The sequence below is a fragment of the Luteolibacter luteus genome (assembly GCF_012913485.1).
Taxonomy (GTDB): domain Bacteria; phylum Verrucomicrobiota; class Verrucomicrobiia; order Verrucomicrobiales; family Akkermansiaceae; genus Haloferula; species Haloferula lutea.
Genome location: NZ_CP051774.1, coordinates 4,351,086 through 4,366,194, shown reverse-complemented (window position 1 = coordinate 4,366,194; position 15,109 = coordinate 4,351,086). Strand labels below are relative to the sequence as shown.

Annotated in this window: 16 protein-coding genes; 10 read left to right on the top strand and 6 right to left on the bottom strand. The window is 60.4% G+C overall.

All coding sequences use genetic code 11. From position 1 onward, the window contains the following. Positions 1-133: 133 nt before the first annotated feature. The 8 genes from rplM (at position 134) to HHL09_RS17995 (ending at position 8,238) form a co-directional block, all read left to right on the top strand. A complete protein-coding gene (rplM, locus tag HHL09_RS18030) occupies positions 134-565 on the top strand; it encodes a 50S ribosomal protein L13 (protein WP_169456024.1) in 432 nt (143 codons plus the stop codon). Positions 566-597: 32 nt separating this feature from the next. Beyond that, complete coding sequence (rpsI, locus tag HHL09_RS18025) at positions 598-993, top strand: 30S ribosomal protein S9 (protein WP_169456023.1); 396 nt, start codon at positions 598-600, stop codon at positions 991-993. A 192-nt stretch (positions 994-1,185) separates the two neighbouring features. After that, on the top strand, positions 1,186-1,947 hold the full coding sequence (locus HHL09_RS18020) for an exodeoxyribonuclease III (RefSeq protein ID WP_169456022.1): 762 nt from the start codon (positions 1,186-1,188) through the stop codon (positions 1,945-1,947). Between the two features lie 73 nt (positions 1,948-2,020). Continuing rightward, a complete protein-coding gene (locus HHL09_RS18015) occupies positions 2,021-2,389 on the top strand; it encodes a hypothetical protein (RefSeq protein WP_169456021.1) in 369 nt (122 codons plus the stop codon). A 96-nt stretch (positions 2,390-2,485) separates the two neighbouring features. Continuing rightward, on the top strand, positions 2,486-2,860 hold the full coding sequence (locus tag HHL09_RS18010; RefSeq protein ID WP_169456020.1) for a GntR family transcriptional regulator: 375 nt from the start codon (positions 2,486-2,488) through the stop codon (positions 2,858-2,860). 13 nt (positions 2,861-2,873) lie between these two features. After that, positions 2,874-3,785, top strand: coding sequence for an ABC transporter ATP-binding protein (locus HHL09_RS18005; protein ID WP_169456019.1), 912 nt, complete (start codon positions 2,874-2,876; stop codon positions 3,783-3,785). 12 nt (positions 3,786-3,797) lie between these two features. Beyond that, the gene (locus HHL09_RS18000; protein ID WP_169456018.1) at positions 3,798-6,350 is read left to right on the top strand and encodes a hypothetical protein; all 2,553 of its coding nucleotides are present in this window, start codon (positions 3,798-3,800) and stop codon (positions 6,348-6,350) included. Between the two features lie 7 nt (positions 6,351-6,357). Next, complete coding sequence (locus HHL09_RS17995) at positions 6,358-8,238, top strand: hypothetical protein (protein ID WP_169456017.1); 1,881 nt, start codon at positions 6,358-6,360, stop codon at positions 8,236-8,238. A gap of 119 nt (positions 8,239-8,357) precedes the next feature. On the opposite strand, the gene frr is transcribed toward HHL09_RS17995, so the two are convergent. The 6 genes from frr to HHL09_RS17965 all read right to left on the bottom strand — a co-directional run bounded on the left by frr (position 8,358) and on the right by HHL09_RS17965 (position 12,884). Next, entirely contained in the window at positions 8,358-8,924 is a 567-nt protein-coding gene (gene frr / locus HHL09_RS17990) for a ribosome recycling factor (protein ID WP_169456016.1), read from the bottom strand. 27 nt (positions 8,925-8,951) lie between these two features. Continuing rightward, a complete protein-coding gene (gene pyrH / locus HHL09_RS17985; protein WP_169456015.1) occupies positions 8,952-9,707 on the bottom strand; it encodes a UMP kinase in 756 nt (251 codons plus the stop codon). An 88-nt stretch (positions 9,708-9,795) separates the two neighbouring features. After that, complete coding sequence (locus tag HHL09_RS17980; protein WP_169456014.1) at positions 9,796-10,341, bottom strand: hypothetical protein; 546 nt, start codon at positions 10,339-10,341, stop codon at positions 9,796-9,798. A gap of 51 nt (positions 10,342-10,392) precedes the next feature. Next, on the bottom strand, positions 10,393-11,343 hold the full coding sequence (gene fmt / locus HHL09_RS17975; protein ID WP_169456013.1) for a methionyl-tRNA formyltransferase: 951 nt from the start codon (positions 11,341-11,343) through the stop codon (positions 10,393-10,395). Continuing rightward, a complete protein-coding gene (locus tag HHL09_RS17970) occupies positions 11,340-11,972 on the bottom strand; it encodes an adenylate kinase family protein (protein WP_169456012.1) in 633 nt (210 codons plus the stop codon). The genes fmt and HHL09_RS17970 overlap by 4 nt, the downstream gene beginning before the upstream one ends. A 45-nt stretch (positions 11,973-12,017) precedes the next feature. Next, a complete protein-coding gene (locus HHL09_RS17965) occupies positions 12,018-12,884 on the bottom strand; it encodes a hypothetical protein (RefSeq protein WP_169456011.1) in 867 nt (288 codons plus the stop codon). Between the two features lie 110 nt (positions 12,885-12,994). Here HHL09_RS17965 and HHL09_RS17960 point away from each other — a divergent pair, with 110 nt between their 5' ends. Beyond that, positions 12,995-13,600: a 3'-5' exonuclease gene (locus tag HHL09_RS17960; protein WP_169456010.1), complete on the top strand. Its 606-nt coding sequence runs from the start codon at positions 12,995-12,997 to the stop codon at positions 13,598-13,600. A 375-nt stretch (positions 13,601-13,975) separates the two neighbouring features. Further along, entirely contained in the window at positions 13,976-14,980 is a 1,005-nt protein-coding gene (locus HHL09_RS17955; protein WP_169456009.1) for a hypothetical protein, read from the top strand. Positions 14,981-15,109: the final 129 nt, after the last annotated feature.

Sequence of the window (15,109 nt, the reverse complement as noted above, 5' to 3'; positions counted from 1 at the left end):
ACACGGTACGTTCCACGCCCGAAAAGTTCCCGCTGATTTCCGATTGACACCGTTTGGGCGGCTCACTAGCTTGCGCGCCCCTCCGCCTCTGGACGCCAACTCCGGGAAGGCGACGGGCAATTCCGGTTCCAACATGAAGACGTTTTCCGCCAAGCCGACCGACATCGAGCGCAATTGGTACGTGATCGACGCCAAGGACAAGGTCCTGGGTCAAGTCGCGGTCGAAGCTGCGCGCCTGCTCCGCGGCAAGCACAAGCCCATTTTCACCCCGCATATCGACACCGGCGATTTCGTCGTGGTGATCAACGCGGACAAGGTCGTCCTTACCGGCACGAAGGAGCACGACAAGATTTACACCCGTTTCACCGGCTACGTCGGCGGCAAGAAGGTGGAAACCCCACGCATGGTCCGCAAGCGCCGCCCGGTGCTGCTGGTCGAGAACGCCGTCTGGGGCATGATCCCCAAGAACCGTCTCGGTCGCGCCCAATACGGCAAGCTGAAGGTCTACGCCGGTGAGTCCCACCCGCACGAAGCCCAACAGCCTCAGGCCTACGAAATCGCCTGAACCGGAACCGGTAGTCCCGAACTCTTTTTGACATGAGCGAAGCCAAGAATCTCAGCGCGACCGGCCGCCGCAAAAATGCCGTCGCCCGCGTCCGCATGACCGAAGGCAGCGGACAGATCGTCATCAATGGTCGTTCCTTTGAGGAATACCTCCCGACGCTGCCCCTCCAGAACACCGTTCTGGCTCCCTTCCAGCACGCCAATCTGCTGAACAAGTTCGACGTGGTCGTTTCCGCTTCCGGCGGTGGCGTTCACGGCCAGGCCGGTGCGATCCGCCTCGCCGTGGCCCGTGCACTCACGATCTTCGACGCCGAGCTCCGCAAGGTCATCAAGCCGCACGGCTTGCTTCGCCGCGACCCGCGCATGAAGGAACGCAAGAAGCCCGGTCGCCCCGGTGCCCGCAAGCGCTTCCAGTTCTCCAAGCGCTAATCGGCACTTCGCTCTTCACGAGAAGCCGCACTCCGAACGGGGTGCGGCTTTTCTGTTTTTCGCGATGTGGATACCGCTCCCGGGAGGCCGCGATTCAGAAAGTTGAAATGGCTCTACCAAACGGGCGGGGCACTCATTCCTACCTTTCTTTTAACTTCCCCCACCCCTGCCCTGCCCGCTTTGCTTCCGGCCATGAAGCTCATCTCTTGGAACGTAAATGGCATCCGCTCGGCACTCGGCAAAGGCCTGCCGGAGTTCATGACTTCCGAGCACCCGGAAATCCTGTGCCTGCAGGAAACCAAGGCACGGGAAGAGCAAGTGGCCCTGCCGCTGGAGTTCGGCGGCTATCGCTCTTACTGGAATTCCGCGGACAAACCGGGCTATTCCGGAGTGGTCGTTTTCACGCGCGACGAGCCGCTGAGCGTGCGCAGGGGCATGGGGATCGATCATCACGACAAGGAAGGGCGCGTGCTAACACTGGAGTATCCGGACTTCCATCTGGTGAACGTTTACACGCCGAATGCCCAGGATGAGCTACGGCGCCTGCCTTACCGCATGGAGTGGGATGAGGCATTCCGACTTTACCTCGGAGGCTTGGCGAAGACCGGGAAGCCGGTGATTTTCTGTGGGGATCTCAATGTGGCGCACCAGGAAATCGACATCGCGCGACCGAAGGACAACCGGAAGAGCGCGGGCTTCAGCGACGAGGAGCGAGCAGGCTTCGGAATGCTGTTAGAGAGCGGCTTCCACGATACCTTCCGCCACTTTTACCCGGACAAGAAGGATGCCTACTCCTGGTGGAGCATGCGTGGCGGGGCCCGCGCGCGAAACGTGGGCTGGCGGATCGACTATTTCGGCGTGAGCCCGAACGGGATCGGCGGCGTAAAGAGCGCGGAAATCCTGCCCCATATCACGGGGTCGGACCATTGTCCGGTGACGCTGACCCTCGGGTGAGCGACTCCAATCGCGACACGGCTTTTTTCATTCACCGCGGGCCCTGAGAGCAATAGGTGCGCCGCGATCGATCATGCAAGGACACGAGCCCGACAACAGCCTAGGCATTGAGGACCTTTCCTATCCACCCGACAGTGGAGGGCGGGTGAAGATGATCCTACTTGGTATCGTTCTACCGATCGCGCTGGCTTGGTACGCGCAGCTGGGGTTTGAGAGGGAGTTGTTCTACATACCGGAACGTCGCGGGGGCTGGGACCAGATCCACGGAACCGCCGCGAAGTGGCTGGCGCTCTGTCATTTCGGTGCCGCCGCCTTCGCTCACTTCCGCTGGTGGTGGGGACTTGTGCCGTCTTACCGGATCTTTTCGTGGGGCAGCACGCTGTCTCTGATCCTGTGGATCTCCGGGTGCAGCGGGACGATCTGGAGTCTTTTCTTCTACTAAGCCGAAGGAAGTCCGGCAGATGCAGGGCAGGAGGAACTTCAAAAAATCCGCTTGCCTTCAGGACCCAACTGTATCAGTCATACTGATACAGTTGACATGCTTCCTTTCCGTTTCCATCTCCTCGACGGCGTTCCGGTCTCCGACCAATTGGTCAAGGCGGTACAGCGGGCCGTGCTGACCGGCGAGATGGCTCCGGGGGAGAAATTCCCTTCCGTGCGGGTGCTGGCCCAGGAATTGAAGATTTCCCCGACCACGGCGCACAAGGCGGTGCTCGAGCTTCGCGACGCGGGTTTCCTGGCGACCCGGCCGGGAGCGGGAATGGTGGTGGTGAAGCCAGCCGGATCCTCACGGGAGCAATTGATTTCCCAACTCCTCCCCGCCTGCCGCGACCTTATCCGCCAAGCGGGCCTGCTGGGCTTGAGCGCGGAGGAAACCCAGGAAGCGCTGCGGCGAACCCTTTCCGAAGACTGAATCTGCGATGCCTATGAACTCGTTGTTAGAATTCCATCAGGTCAGCCGGCGCTTCGGCCGCTCCAACGCGCTGAAGGACGCGAGCTTCCGCGTACCCGCGGGATCAATCACCGCGCTGCTGGGGCCGAACGGCGCAGGAAAATCCACGGCGCTGAAGATCGCGCTGAACCTAGTGCGTCCTTCCAGCGGCGAAGCGAGGGTGCTGGGCGCGGATTCCCGGAAGATCGGCCCGGCGGAACTCGCACGCATCGGCTACGTGGCGGAAGGCATGGAGCTGCCGGACTGGATGACGGTGGATCAATTTCTCGGGTGGTGCCGCCCGCTCTATCCGAAGTGGGATGGAGATCTGGAGCGGGAACTCCGCAAGCAGTTCGCGCTGCCGGGTGACCGGAAATTGAAGCACCTCTCCCGAGGGCAGCGGATGAAGGCGGCGCTCATTTCCGCGCTGGCCTACCGCCCCGAGCTGCTGGTGCTGGATGAGCCGTTCTCCGGGCTCGATCCGCTGGTGCGGGATGAATTCATCACGGGGCTGCTGGAACTCGCGGGCGGGGAAGGTTTTTCCGTGGTGCTATCTTCGCACGATATCGAGGAAGTGGATCGCCTGGCGGATCATGTGGTGATGCTGAACCACGGGAAGGTCCTGCTGGACGAAAGTACCGAGTCCCTGCTCGCGCGGCACCGCCGGGTGGAGGTACTGCTTCCCGAAAACTTCGGTGATCTGCCCCTGTTACCGGACACGTGGATCGCCCCGCAGTCCTCCGGGCGAGTGCTGCGCTTCGCGGACACCGCCCATGAAACCGCGCGGTTCCAAGAAGCGGCAGAGCGGGTCTTCCCCGGTTGCCCCCCGCCGGATGTGCAGCCTTACAGCCTGAGGGAACTCTTCGTCACGCTGGTGCGTGCGGGGAAAGCGGATGCAGGAGCCTAACAACCACTCGTCATGAACCTGCGCATCGTCCTGCATCTCCTGAAGACGGATTGGCACCGGCTCCGCTGGTTGATCCTCGCCTGCTGGCTATTGCTCCTTTTTGCCGCATGGCCTGCCTTGAGTTTCTCACCGGAGAAGTTCGAGATGCCTTTGAGCCTAGGGTCGCGGGGATGGAGCGACAGCGAACTGGTCGGAATTCTAGAGAAGCATGGCGCGATTCCGGTCGTGAGGAACTGGATCTTTCTCACTTTCGGCTGGATAGCCACGGGAGCCGTCCTGCTGGTGGCGGGCAGCTTGGGTTTTCATTCCCGGATGTGGTCCGATGCGAAGCCGGTACGGAAGTTGGAGAGCGCGGCGGCCAAAGGTAGCGGGCTGCTGTTGTTCCTGATTATCCCGCTATCGGTCGTCTCCATTGCGATCCCTCTGGTCCACGGTTTTTCCCTGAGTGACGCCCTCGCCGCGGGATGGACCATAGCGATGGCAAATCTGCCGAAGCTCGCGGGGGTGATGCTCTTCGGAGCCATCTGCGGGAGCTGGTGGACTTGGGTAGCAGGCATGTTCGCCATTGCCGTATCCTTCCAGATTCTTCCCTTTCTCCTCAGGATTTCACCAGGGCCATCGTGGTTCGGCAGCCTACTCAATACCGGACCACTGACTCCTCACCTCCTTGTCCCCTTGTGGGTAGCGGCCGCTGTCGTCGCCCTGCTGGTGATCTTCATCCCGAGACAACTGGCCCATGCGAAAAAGGTTGCGACCGTGATCCTTCTGGTCCTGCTCGCATGCCATTTCGCGCGACCCAGGCCACCCCTGCCACAGATGCAGCAAGCAAGCCTGCCGGACTGGAGCGGGCAGGTGCGGGCCGAGGTGAAGAATGACCGGCTCCAAGGGAGCATCGGTAGAAGCTCCTATGGGCGCGGAGCTTTCACCAATAGCAGCACCTCGGTGGGCTCGCCCGTATTGAGCATGCTCATGTCACTGGAGGTGACAGGGCTTCCGGAAGGATGCTTTGCCACATGGACGCCGGGAGCGAAGTCCGAGCTGCTGTCCGGAAACCAGGTGATTAGCGAGACCCCTAAGTCAAATCCTTGGGAACCGATGTATCATTCCCTTCCTGATTGGAAGGCGCTCACCGCGGCTGTGGCCCCGGAGAGATCGGAGCTCAAATGGGACGGCCCGAGCTCGCTATCGGACAGCGCGTTGCTGGCCGAGACCTTCACTCCTATCGAGCTCGGAAGCCATGCCGATGCGAGCCTGAGAATGACGCTCCATGGAAAAATCTTCCGCTTTGAGAAGCTCATCGACGTCCCCCTCGGAGATCCGGTCCAGATCAAGAGGAAGGACATGGAAATCCATATCCGCCGGCTCGACGTCGAAGACCGCATGCCCATCGCGGATATCTGCACGGTGATGAGGAGCAGCGGCCCGGAGATCCCTGACGAGATACCGATGCTGGATTGGACTCCGGTAATTTATTTTCCCTCCCTGGGGATGGCGCGGATCGCGTGGACTTCTCACCAAGGCCGGATGTCCTTGTCTCCCGGCATCCTTGCCATGCGTTACTTTTATATCACCGGGCAAATCAGCAACGGCTCGCGGGATCTCGAAGGCTACGACAATGCACGTTTCATGCTGCTCAAGAGGGTGAACCTCGCGAAGACTGAGGAAGAAATCCACACGAAGCCCCTTCCCCTGCAACTGACCCTTGAGTGGGGAGATCCGAAAGTCCGGGACTCCTTCGATCCGCCTCCTTTTGAGGAGCGACCTGATCCAGCCACGGCGAGCTTCCAGGAGTTCGAGAAGTGGATGATCGCCTCCTACTCTTGGTCGGATCAGTCCGGCTGGGAGAGCAGGAACATGGCCGACTTCGTGCCGCGATATCTCGACCGGCTCCTCATACGATCAAGCAACACGCAGCCCTCCTCCATCCCTGAAGGCACTGCCATCGCATTGGCCTGCCCCGAATCACGGAAGGGAGAAGTGATCTCGGCATTGCTCGAACAAAACGTAAAGCCCGATGGAAACTGGATCCCCGACGTGCTGATCCGTCGCGGCTGGGTCGAGGATGCCAAGCCGCAGATCCTGCAGATGGCGACAGCCGGAGGCATCAAGGAAGCCCCCTTCAGCCAGATCATGGTGGCGATGTTGGAAGACCCCCGGACCTATCCGGCACTTCTGGAGCAAGAGCCTTGGTTCGACATCTACGAAAAGATCCGCCAGCTCCCCGGGATCGAGCCCCGGCTCACGGAGGTCTTGCTGAAGAATTACCGGGGATTGGCAAACCGGCGCTTTCCCGTCAGCGGTTTGGACTACCGGATCTCCTTCTACTATGCCCCTGCCGCCCATGGCATCCCGGAGGCGTTCTCGGATCTGCTCAGCCTGTGGAAGCAATTGAGCGATGAGGACAAGCGGCGGTTTGCGGAGCAGATGCGCAAGGTCGTCCTCATTCCCGGTGAGCCGGAGGATTGGAAACAAGTGATCGGCACTTTGGCGGCGGGAGAACCTGCAGACTTTCACTACGACCCGCTAGCGCGGCTCTGGATACCGATTTCCCCTGAAAGCCCCTGACCCTCCCATGAAAACCTTTCTCCATTCCTTCCGCCTTACCTTCCGGCGATTCCGGTGGGAGATCATCGGCTTCTGGATCTTCAGCGTCGGGATCGTCATCTACTTCGGCACGGGGATCGCGTCCCTAGCTTCACCAAGGGAAGCAGGCTATCCCTACCTGCCGCCGCTACCGAACTACATGATGCTGGAGATCCTGGCAGCCTGCTGGGTCATTCTCCGCATCATGTTTTCCGAGCCTGTCTTCCTGACCCAAGGCGGCTGGAGGACGCGCCCCCTTCCACGGGCACAGGCATGGCTCGCTCCCTGTGCCGTGCTTGCCATGGCGCTGCTCCCGTCACTGCTGGTTAGGCTGGCGGCGCTTGAGATATCCTTGGCACCCGAGCCCGGGCAGTGGTGGAAACTTCTTAGCGGCAAGTTCCTGTGGGGCATTCTCTCCCTCATGCTGATTGCCGCCGTCCTACGGGCGGCGGGAGGCTTGCTAGGAAGCAAGGCACCAGGACCTGCGAAGAAAATCGCGCTCGCCGTCACCTGCCTCCTGCTGGTCGGGGCATGGTTTCACCCGAAGACCGCGCATCTCTTCCGCGGATATCCCTACGGGTCTTACGGCGGTGGCGGCGGTCGCTACAACTATGGGGACCTCCTGCCTGGAATTCGTGAAATCTTGCCGCCAAAGGCCAACTTCATCGCTACGGAGGACTATGCATCCCAACCGGAGGTTCCGCGTATGCGCCTGGTTTCCCGATTCGCACCGGTGGAGGGAACCGTGATCCGCGGTGGCGGGCTCAGGCTCAAAGTTCTCCGCGTCGAACCCAAGGGGAAGAACCTCGCAATCGACGTCGAAGCACTTCTCACACAGCCGGGCACAGAGGAACAACGGGGACTTTCTGCGCTTCTTCTCCATTTCCCAGGGGACGATTACTCCTTCCGCCAGAACGGAGCAGTCATGTACAACACCGTTCCGCTCGCGCTCTACCCGGTAACCCGGAACCGGATCAACGGAGAATATGAGGCGCCCATGGAGAACCCCGACTGGGATCGATTGCTCCCGTCACTGGAACTTCTGGTCTTTGAAAGAGACGAAGAGGCTCCCTTGATCAAAGTCTCCCCAACGGATAACGAGAGGCCGAGAGCTCCCAAGCCCCTGCCTCCCGTGCCCTCAGGGATCGCTGGGGATGTCACTACGGTCTTCAACGGCTTGGATCACGATATCCAATGGACCAACCGCGGTCCCATGAAGGCAAAGGGGGAAACAATCCCTCGTGAAGGCATGCCTCATGTGTTGGCACGCCATCCATGGTCGGACCTCGCGTGGGATCACTTCGTTAAGGCTTTCCTCCTCAAGCACGCGGTCGATTCCGACAAACCAGCCCTGTTGGAGCGCATGACAACCGATCCGCGGCTTGGGGAGATCTTTGTGGCCAAGGGCTGGAAGGCTGACGCCTTGCCCCTGCTGAAACGCTTCGCGAAGGAGAGGCTGCCGATGGACGAGGCTTCGCTGGCAGTCCTGTTAGAAGACAAGGACCCGGCGTTGGCAGGGGATGTGGCGGCATTGGTGACGAGGCTGGACGGCGGCGTGGAGAAATTGGAGCCGCTGCTGCGGAACTACCCCGGATTGGATTGGAAGCGTTTCGTCCACGAGGGCTGGATGCGTAGCAAGTATGCCTTCCGAATGAGACGGGACCCACAGCCCTTCGATTTCTGGGCAGCGCAGGCCGGGGACTTTTCAGCGTTCCGCTCCATCGCGGAGAAGGCCGCGAAGAAAGAGCAGGGGCAGGAGGATCGCTTGAGATCTCTCGTCGCGGGTGAGCCTGCGGATGCGGTGGGATTCGTCCGAGTGAATCTGGAGAAGATGAGATTCGACGAGGGCAGCGGGAAGTGGAGCTTATGAGAGACAGCGGAGGCGCCCTGAGCGACACGTGACCGACCAGAAGACGAACAATCAAAAACACAGAAGGCGGCCCCAAAGGCCGCCTTCTTCGTTTCGAAATTCGATTTCCGAGGTTTCGATCAAACCTTCATCACTTCCTTTTCCTTCGCCACGACATGCTCATCAATCGCCTTGATGTACTTGTCGGTGAGCTTCTGGACTTCGGCTTCGTGGTCTTTCTGGCCGTCTTCGGTGAGGAGGTTGTCAGTCTTCATCTTCTTCGCGGCGTCCATGCCTTCCTTCCGAACGGCGCGCACGCGGACCTTGGCTTCCTCGGCAAGCTGCTTCACGAGCTTAACCATCTGAACACGGCGTTCTTCGGATAGCTCGGGAATTGGGACGCGCAGGGAGCTGCCGGCAGCGGCAGGATTCAGACCGAGGCGGGATTCGCGAATCGCACGCTCGACGTCCTGGGTTGTGGAAGGATCGAAGACCTTCACTTCCAGCAGGCGGGCTTCCGGAGCACTGATCACGGCGAGCTGCTTCAGCTTCATGACGCTGCCGTAGCTGTGGATGTGCACGTCGATGTTCTCGATCAAGCCGGGAGAAGCCTTGCCCGTACGGACGGTGGCAAACTCGTGGAGAAGGTACTCCACGGCTTTCTCCATGGCGTCTTCGGTTTCAAGGATGGCGGTTTCCGGGTCCATAGCAGGAAAATTCGAATGGGAGTGAAATCAAGCAACCACGGTTTCTTCGGAACTCACCACGGTGCCGATCGGCTCGCCGCGGAGAGCGCGCGTGACATTGCCCCCAGGCGCGAGGTCGAACACCACGATCGGGATGTGATTGTCCATGCAGAGGCTGAACGCGGTGGAATCCATCACCTTGAGCTGCTGGCTGATGCACTCGTGGAAATTCACGCGCGCGTAGCGCTTGGCGGAAGGATTCTTCTTCGGGTCGGAATCGTAGACACCATCCACCATGGTCGCCTTGAAGACGACATCCGCACCCATCTCGCTGGCGCGAAGGGCGGCGGTGGTGTCCGTGGAGAAGAAGGGGCTTCCGGTGCCGGCAGCGAAGATGACCACACGGCCTTGATCGAGATGGCGCTCTGCCTTCCGGCGGATGAAGGTGTCGGCCACGTTCTTCATTTCAATGGCGGACTGGACCACGCAGGAGACGCCGTGGTGCTCCAAGGAACCTTGGATCGCCAGCGAGTTCATGACCGTGGCCAGCATGCCCATGTAATCAGCCGTGGCACGATCCATGCCGCGGGCGCTGGCCGCAGCCCCGCGCCAGAAATTCCCGCCGCCGACGACGATGCCGAGTTGGAGATCTCCCGGAGCGAGGGCATCCCGCACTTCACGGGCGATACGCTCAACGATCTCGGGCGAAATATTGTCCGTGCTGCCCGGTTCTCTCAGCGCTTCCCCGCTGAGTTTCAGGATGGCTCTCTTGAATCGGCGAGGGGAAGCTTCGGGGAAACTCATTCGATGCGTGGCGTTGCGTGATCCAAACAAGCCAGCACGGGGTTTGAAAAGGGAAAAGGCGGACGAAAGCCCGGCTTAGGGAAAGCGACTACTCCCCACCGAGTGAGTATTCCGTGTCCAGATCCTTCAGCGAGGCGGTTCCCTCGTCCACCCCTTCGATCGATACATGCACCTTCTGCGGTTCAGACTGCGATTTCTGGAACTCGTCCAGAGTCTTGCGGATGGCCACCAGGGAGAGCTTGAGAACTTGGCGGACGGTAAGATCAACATCCTCCGGAATCGAGAGCTGGGAGACATTCATCCTGATCTTCAGGACCTTCTCCTCCGTCATTTCAGCGGCGATGGGGATGTTGCAGAGGACGAGGAGGTTCACCTCCTCCACCTTGTAGTTCGGATTGTTGCTGGGGAACTTGTGGGGCGAACGGATCGACTCGACCAGAATCTCAGGAAACGCCCCGGTGAGCGCCATCGGCCGACTGGCCACGGTGGCCTGAAGAGCCTCACCCGTATCGGTGATGCCATCATCCACATCGGTGCCGTGCATGCTGAGAGGCTCGAAGACCGGCACCACGGAAATCGTGGTGGCGGAGAGCGGCAGAACGAGGGCCGACAGAAGAGAGATCAGCGTCTTCACGCAGATATCATGACTCTCCCGATCCGCAGAATCGAGGGAAATGAAGAATCCTCACTGGAAGGCAGGAAGGGACCGCAGCCCCTTGGCCCAAGCAGCGGCGGGCATGCGCTTGGAACCGTCCGGCTGAATTTCTCCTAGCAGGAGGTGACCGCGGCCACAGGCAATGCTCATGCCACCATCCGGCGTAAGTGTCACGGCGCCCGGAGCACCGGAACCACCCTTCCCTGCTGCGGCGGGAAAGATTTTCACACGCTTCGGGCCGCTGCCATCATCGAACTGCGTCCAAGTCCCCGGCCATGGCTCGTAGGCGCGGATGCGGCGGGCGAGACGAGAGGCATCCCAAGACCAATCAATCCGGCCGTGGTCCCGCTCCAACTTGGGTGCGTAGCTGGCCAAGGCAGGGTCCTGCGGAGTGCGGGGCGCATTTCCCGCCAGGAGCAACGGTAGCGCCTCCGCCATGGCATCGGCAGCCACGTCTGCCATGCGATCATGGAGAATCCCGCCGGTATCGGTCCCGGAAATCGGCATGCGGTGAGCGAGGATGATATCCCCGGCATCTAGCTTCGGCACCATGTGCATCACGGTGACTCCGGTCTCCTCGTCGCCATCGTCGATGGCAGATTGGATGCAGGAAGCTCCGCGGTATTTCGGCAAAAGGGAGGCGTGAAGATTGATGCAGGCCACCCGCGGGATCTTGATGAGCGCCTTCGGAAGGATCTGGCCATAAGCCATCACCACGATGAGGTCCGGCGCGAGTTCCCGAAGGACGGCAAGGCTCTCCTCCTCCCGGACGCTCTCCGGCTGAAGCACGGGGATGCCCGCTTCCACGGCCACGCGCTTGATCGGCGGCGGGGTCAGCGTGCTGCGGTGGCGGCCCGCCGGTTTGTCCGGCTGGGTCACCAGTGCGAGAGGACGCGGGCCCTTTTCGATCAGGCGACGGAAGGATGGAATGGCGATCTCCCCGCTACCAAAGAAGACCACTCGGGCATCAGGCTGACTCACGCGATTTGCTGGGAGAACTCCTTGAAAATGGGAAGGGAGACGATCTTGCCGATGATGTCATTGAGCACCTTGACCGGCGGCTGGGTGGCATCGATGTCCGTCACAAGACCGTTCGAATAGTAATCGAGAATCGGCTTCGTCTCCGCCTCATAGGTGGCGATGCGCTGTTGGATCACGCGATCCGAGGCATCGTCGATGCGGTTGTCCTTCAGGGCCCGTTTGCGCATGCGGCGGGCGAGTTCTTCCCGGTTCGGACAGGAAAGGTGGAAGACCTGATGAATATCCAGGAAGCTGCCGATCATTTCGGCCTGGGCGACATTCCGCGGGATACCATCAAGGACGAGGAAATCGATATCCGGCTTATAGACGTGGGAATCCGCCCAGTTATCCACCTGAGCCTTCCACAGCTCGATGGTCAGTTCATCGGGCACCAATTCGCCCCGGCTCGAGTAGTGGACGAAGCGTTGGCCGATGGAGGTCCGGGTATCAAGCGAGCGGAAGACGTCGCCGCAAGCGCAGTGGAAAAAGCGAGGGATCGATCCGAGGACCTTCCCTTGGGTGCCCTTCCCTGCCCCGGGAGCGCCGAGGATGAGGAAAGCCGGACGTTTGATGCCGAGTGCCTTTGACATGGAAGGGAGAAGCTAGAAGCGGCCCGAGGAGCCCGCAAGCGCGGATCAACCCGCAGAAAGCGCAAAGAAAACCGGCAAAGGCGCCACCATTGCGAGATCCGCCATCACTCGCAGGGCATCAATTGAGAATTTTTCCCGCTGCCGGTTCAGGATGTAGAGCAGGGCCGTGGCGGTAAGGACGGCGTAGAAGAATGGACGGGTGGTGGAATCCGGATCCCGGAGAGCGAAGACCAAGCAGGCCAAGGCGAGCACCGCCAGCGGCAGGACCAACGAGAGATCATTCTGGGCGCGGCGCTCTTCATCCGTGGTCCGGCGGGAGTGCTCCCAAAAATGGATCGCGGAAATATTCAGGATGCAGAGGAAGGCGAAGGCCAACATCTCCGGGGTGATCAGGAGCACCCAAGCCCCCTGCGAGGGCTCGTAAAGCGGAACGTAAACGTGGGCGGCCATCGCGGTGCCATAGCCAAAAATGAAGCCCGCCGTGATATTCCGGAAGACCGGGATCTCCTTGTCCTGCAGGGCGAAAACCGTGAGGACGAAGAAAGCCACAAGCAACACCAGGACAATCTTGCCATACTGGAAGATCTCCGCCGGCATGAAGAAACCGGCCAATACGCCGGCGGCGATGACCGCAAGCAAGGCCAGCCAGCCAAGCCAAGGGAGGCAGCGGCGGTGAAACTCGTGGCGGGGGCCCAATTTCTCATCGCCCTCGCCCAGCAGCTTCAAGTCAATGATCCGATCCAAGACGTAGATTCCCCAGACAGAGAGCCCCAGCGCGGCAAAGCCATGCCACGGGAGGTACATCCTCCACGTCCTCTCAAACATGAACAGCCAAGCCAGCGCGACGAGCGGGGCGTCGAGACTGAGTAGATTCGGCCAGAGCCAAGAAGGTGTGCGACGGCTGTCCGGCATTGCGGGCGCCGGAACTTTCGCGACATGGCCCGCCTTGGCAAGTCCCCAAAGCCTTGCGGGAGAAGAGTTTTTCACCTGACAGGGGAGGCCCGCCCGTGCTGCCGTGCGGCGTGCTGATCCGGGAATGCCGCTTCACAGCGATTGATTTCGAGTCGGCGGGAGCAGCCCGCGGACGAACCGACGTACCCGTGCAGATCGGGCTGGCGTCCTGGTCGATCGAGCGCGGGCATGGGGGAAATTTCGTGTCCTATCTGGCCTCCGAGGTGCCGATCACATGGTCTGCCCGGAAAGTGCACGGGATCCGGGACGAGGACTTGGCAGGGGCACCGGGCCTCCTGTCGCTATGGCCGGACCTCAAGAAGTCGATGGCGGATGCGGTGGTGGTAGCTCACGGAAAGGGTACGGAGAAAAGATTCCTGCGCGCTTTTCCGGGACATGGCTTCGGCCCTTGGGTGGATACACTGCTTTTGGCGCGGGCCGCGTGGCCGGAATTGGGAGATCATTCCCTTTCGGCACTATGCGACGCGCGCGGCCTTTCGGCAAAGGTGGCGGAGATGATCCCCGGCCGACGCTGGCACGACGCGCTCTACGATGCGGTGGCTTCGCTGCTGCTGCTGGAGGATGTGGCGCAAAGCTTCGAGTTGCTGGAGAAACCGGTGGAATGGCTGGTGAATCCGGATACGAGGGAATGGTATCGAGGGCGGCGGATCTTCTGATCGCACAAAGGGGCGTCCCGGGTCCAAGCGGAACTCTTTGGTCATGGTCACGTGCAATTTGCATGTGGTGGTGGCGGCTCCCTTTTTCAAAACGATCCCTTGCCAAGATAGGGTAATCCCTCCCGCTCTATCCTGCGCTCTTGCTAAAAATTTTTCAGCCGTATTAACTGACGGGAAGAGTTCAGGAACTACGTAAAATCGGAGTGACTGCGCCATTTACAACCCTGTAGTTTCCAAACCCACTCCTCCTGTTAGAGACTTGATCCTGATTTCCGTTAGGCTGCTTCCGACCTTTCCCCGTTTACCATTGGAGTAGCCAATGAGGGCGGGAGGCACGGCTCAAGTTCCTCTTTCAGCTCGAGAAGCCATCTCCAAATGAACGTTGCTGTTATCCTCAACACGACTCCTCACGTTGAAACCCTCCTCTTCCTCTATCTGGCCCTGGACAGGCTGGAGGGAATCAAGCCCGTGGCATTCCCCCTTGATGGAGACCGCTGGGGACTGAAGGCGCTGCTAGAAAAGGGCAAGATCCGCTACTCCTTCCACACCGAAGGGATGCGCGATCATTTCGACGCGGCGGTGGTGATTACGGCATACCCTTCCGGGATCGACCTTCCAGCCCTCCCCTTTGCGCGGCATCCCTTCCTGAAGGAGTTCTCCGGCCGCCGGATCCTCATTACTCATCGCGCCAACGCTCCGCTTTCCCGATATGAGTCAACCCGCGTCTTGTGCCTTCACCCCGCCGGCCAAAACCAAGGAGTTCCCCACCTGTTCCCCTGCGAGCATCCGCTTTTGGGAGCTGGCATGGAGCTTTCCCCCGGATCAACCATCCGGCTTCTGGTTCAAGGCAAGTTCGACCGCCGGCACCGGGAGCTTTCGTTGATCAGCGCAATCCTCAAACAATTTCCACAAGGGATCCACATCGTGCTCTTGGGAAGCGGAGCATCCCTATGCGGCTTCAAAGACCCACGAGTTACCACTCTGGAGAATCTCAACGAGGTCGAGTTCTACGAAGCAGCGGCGAGCTGCCACTACATGCTGCCTCTTGTGGATGGAACCACCCTGAAAGGGAGCTATATCCATGAGAGATTCTCGTCATCCTTGGGGATTTCCTTCGCCGACCTGAAGCCGTCGATCGTGCACGAGAGCCTACAAGGCGTCTATTCCTTCCCGCTTGGCCATATCTACAGGGATCTGACTGAACTCATGGAGATCTTGCAGGGACTGACCGAGGGCGCCCAAGATTACCCGGGCATGAGGGAGCAGATGAGAATGAACCGCGACTTCATGAGGCTTCACAATGAAGCGGTCCTCTCCGACGCGCTACAGGAAGCGACGTCCCCGGAAAACCCGGAAGCTTCCGTTCTCACCGAAGGCTGACCTCCTCGTTACGGAAGGACTGAGCCTCTGCTGGCGATGGAGGCTCCATCTTCCGACGTCTGAGCCCACGGTATCGACGCAGGCTCAGCCTCCATGGAAGTCCTGCGGCACCATCATGGAATCATGACG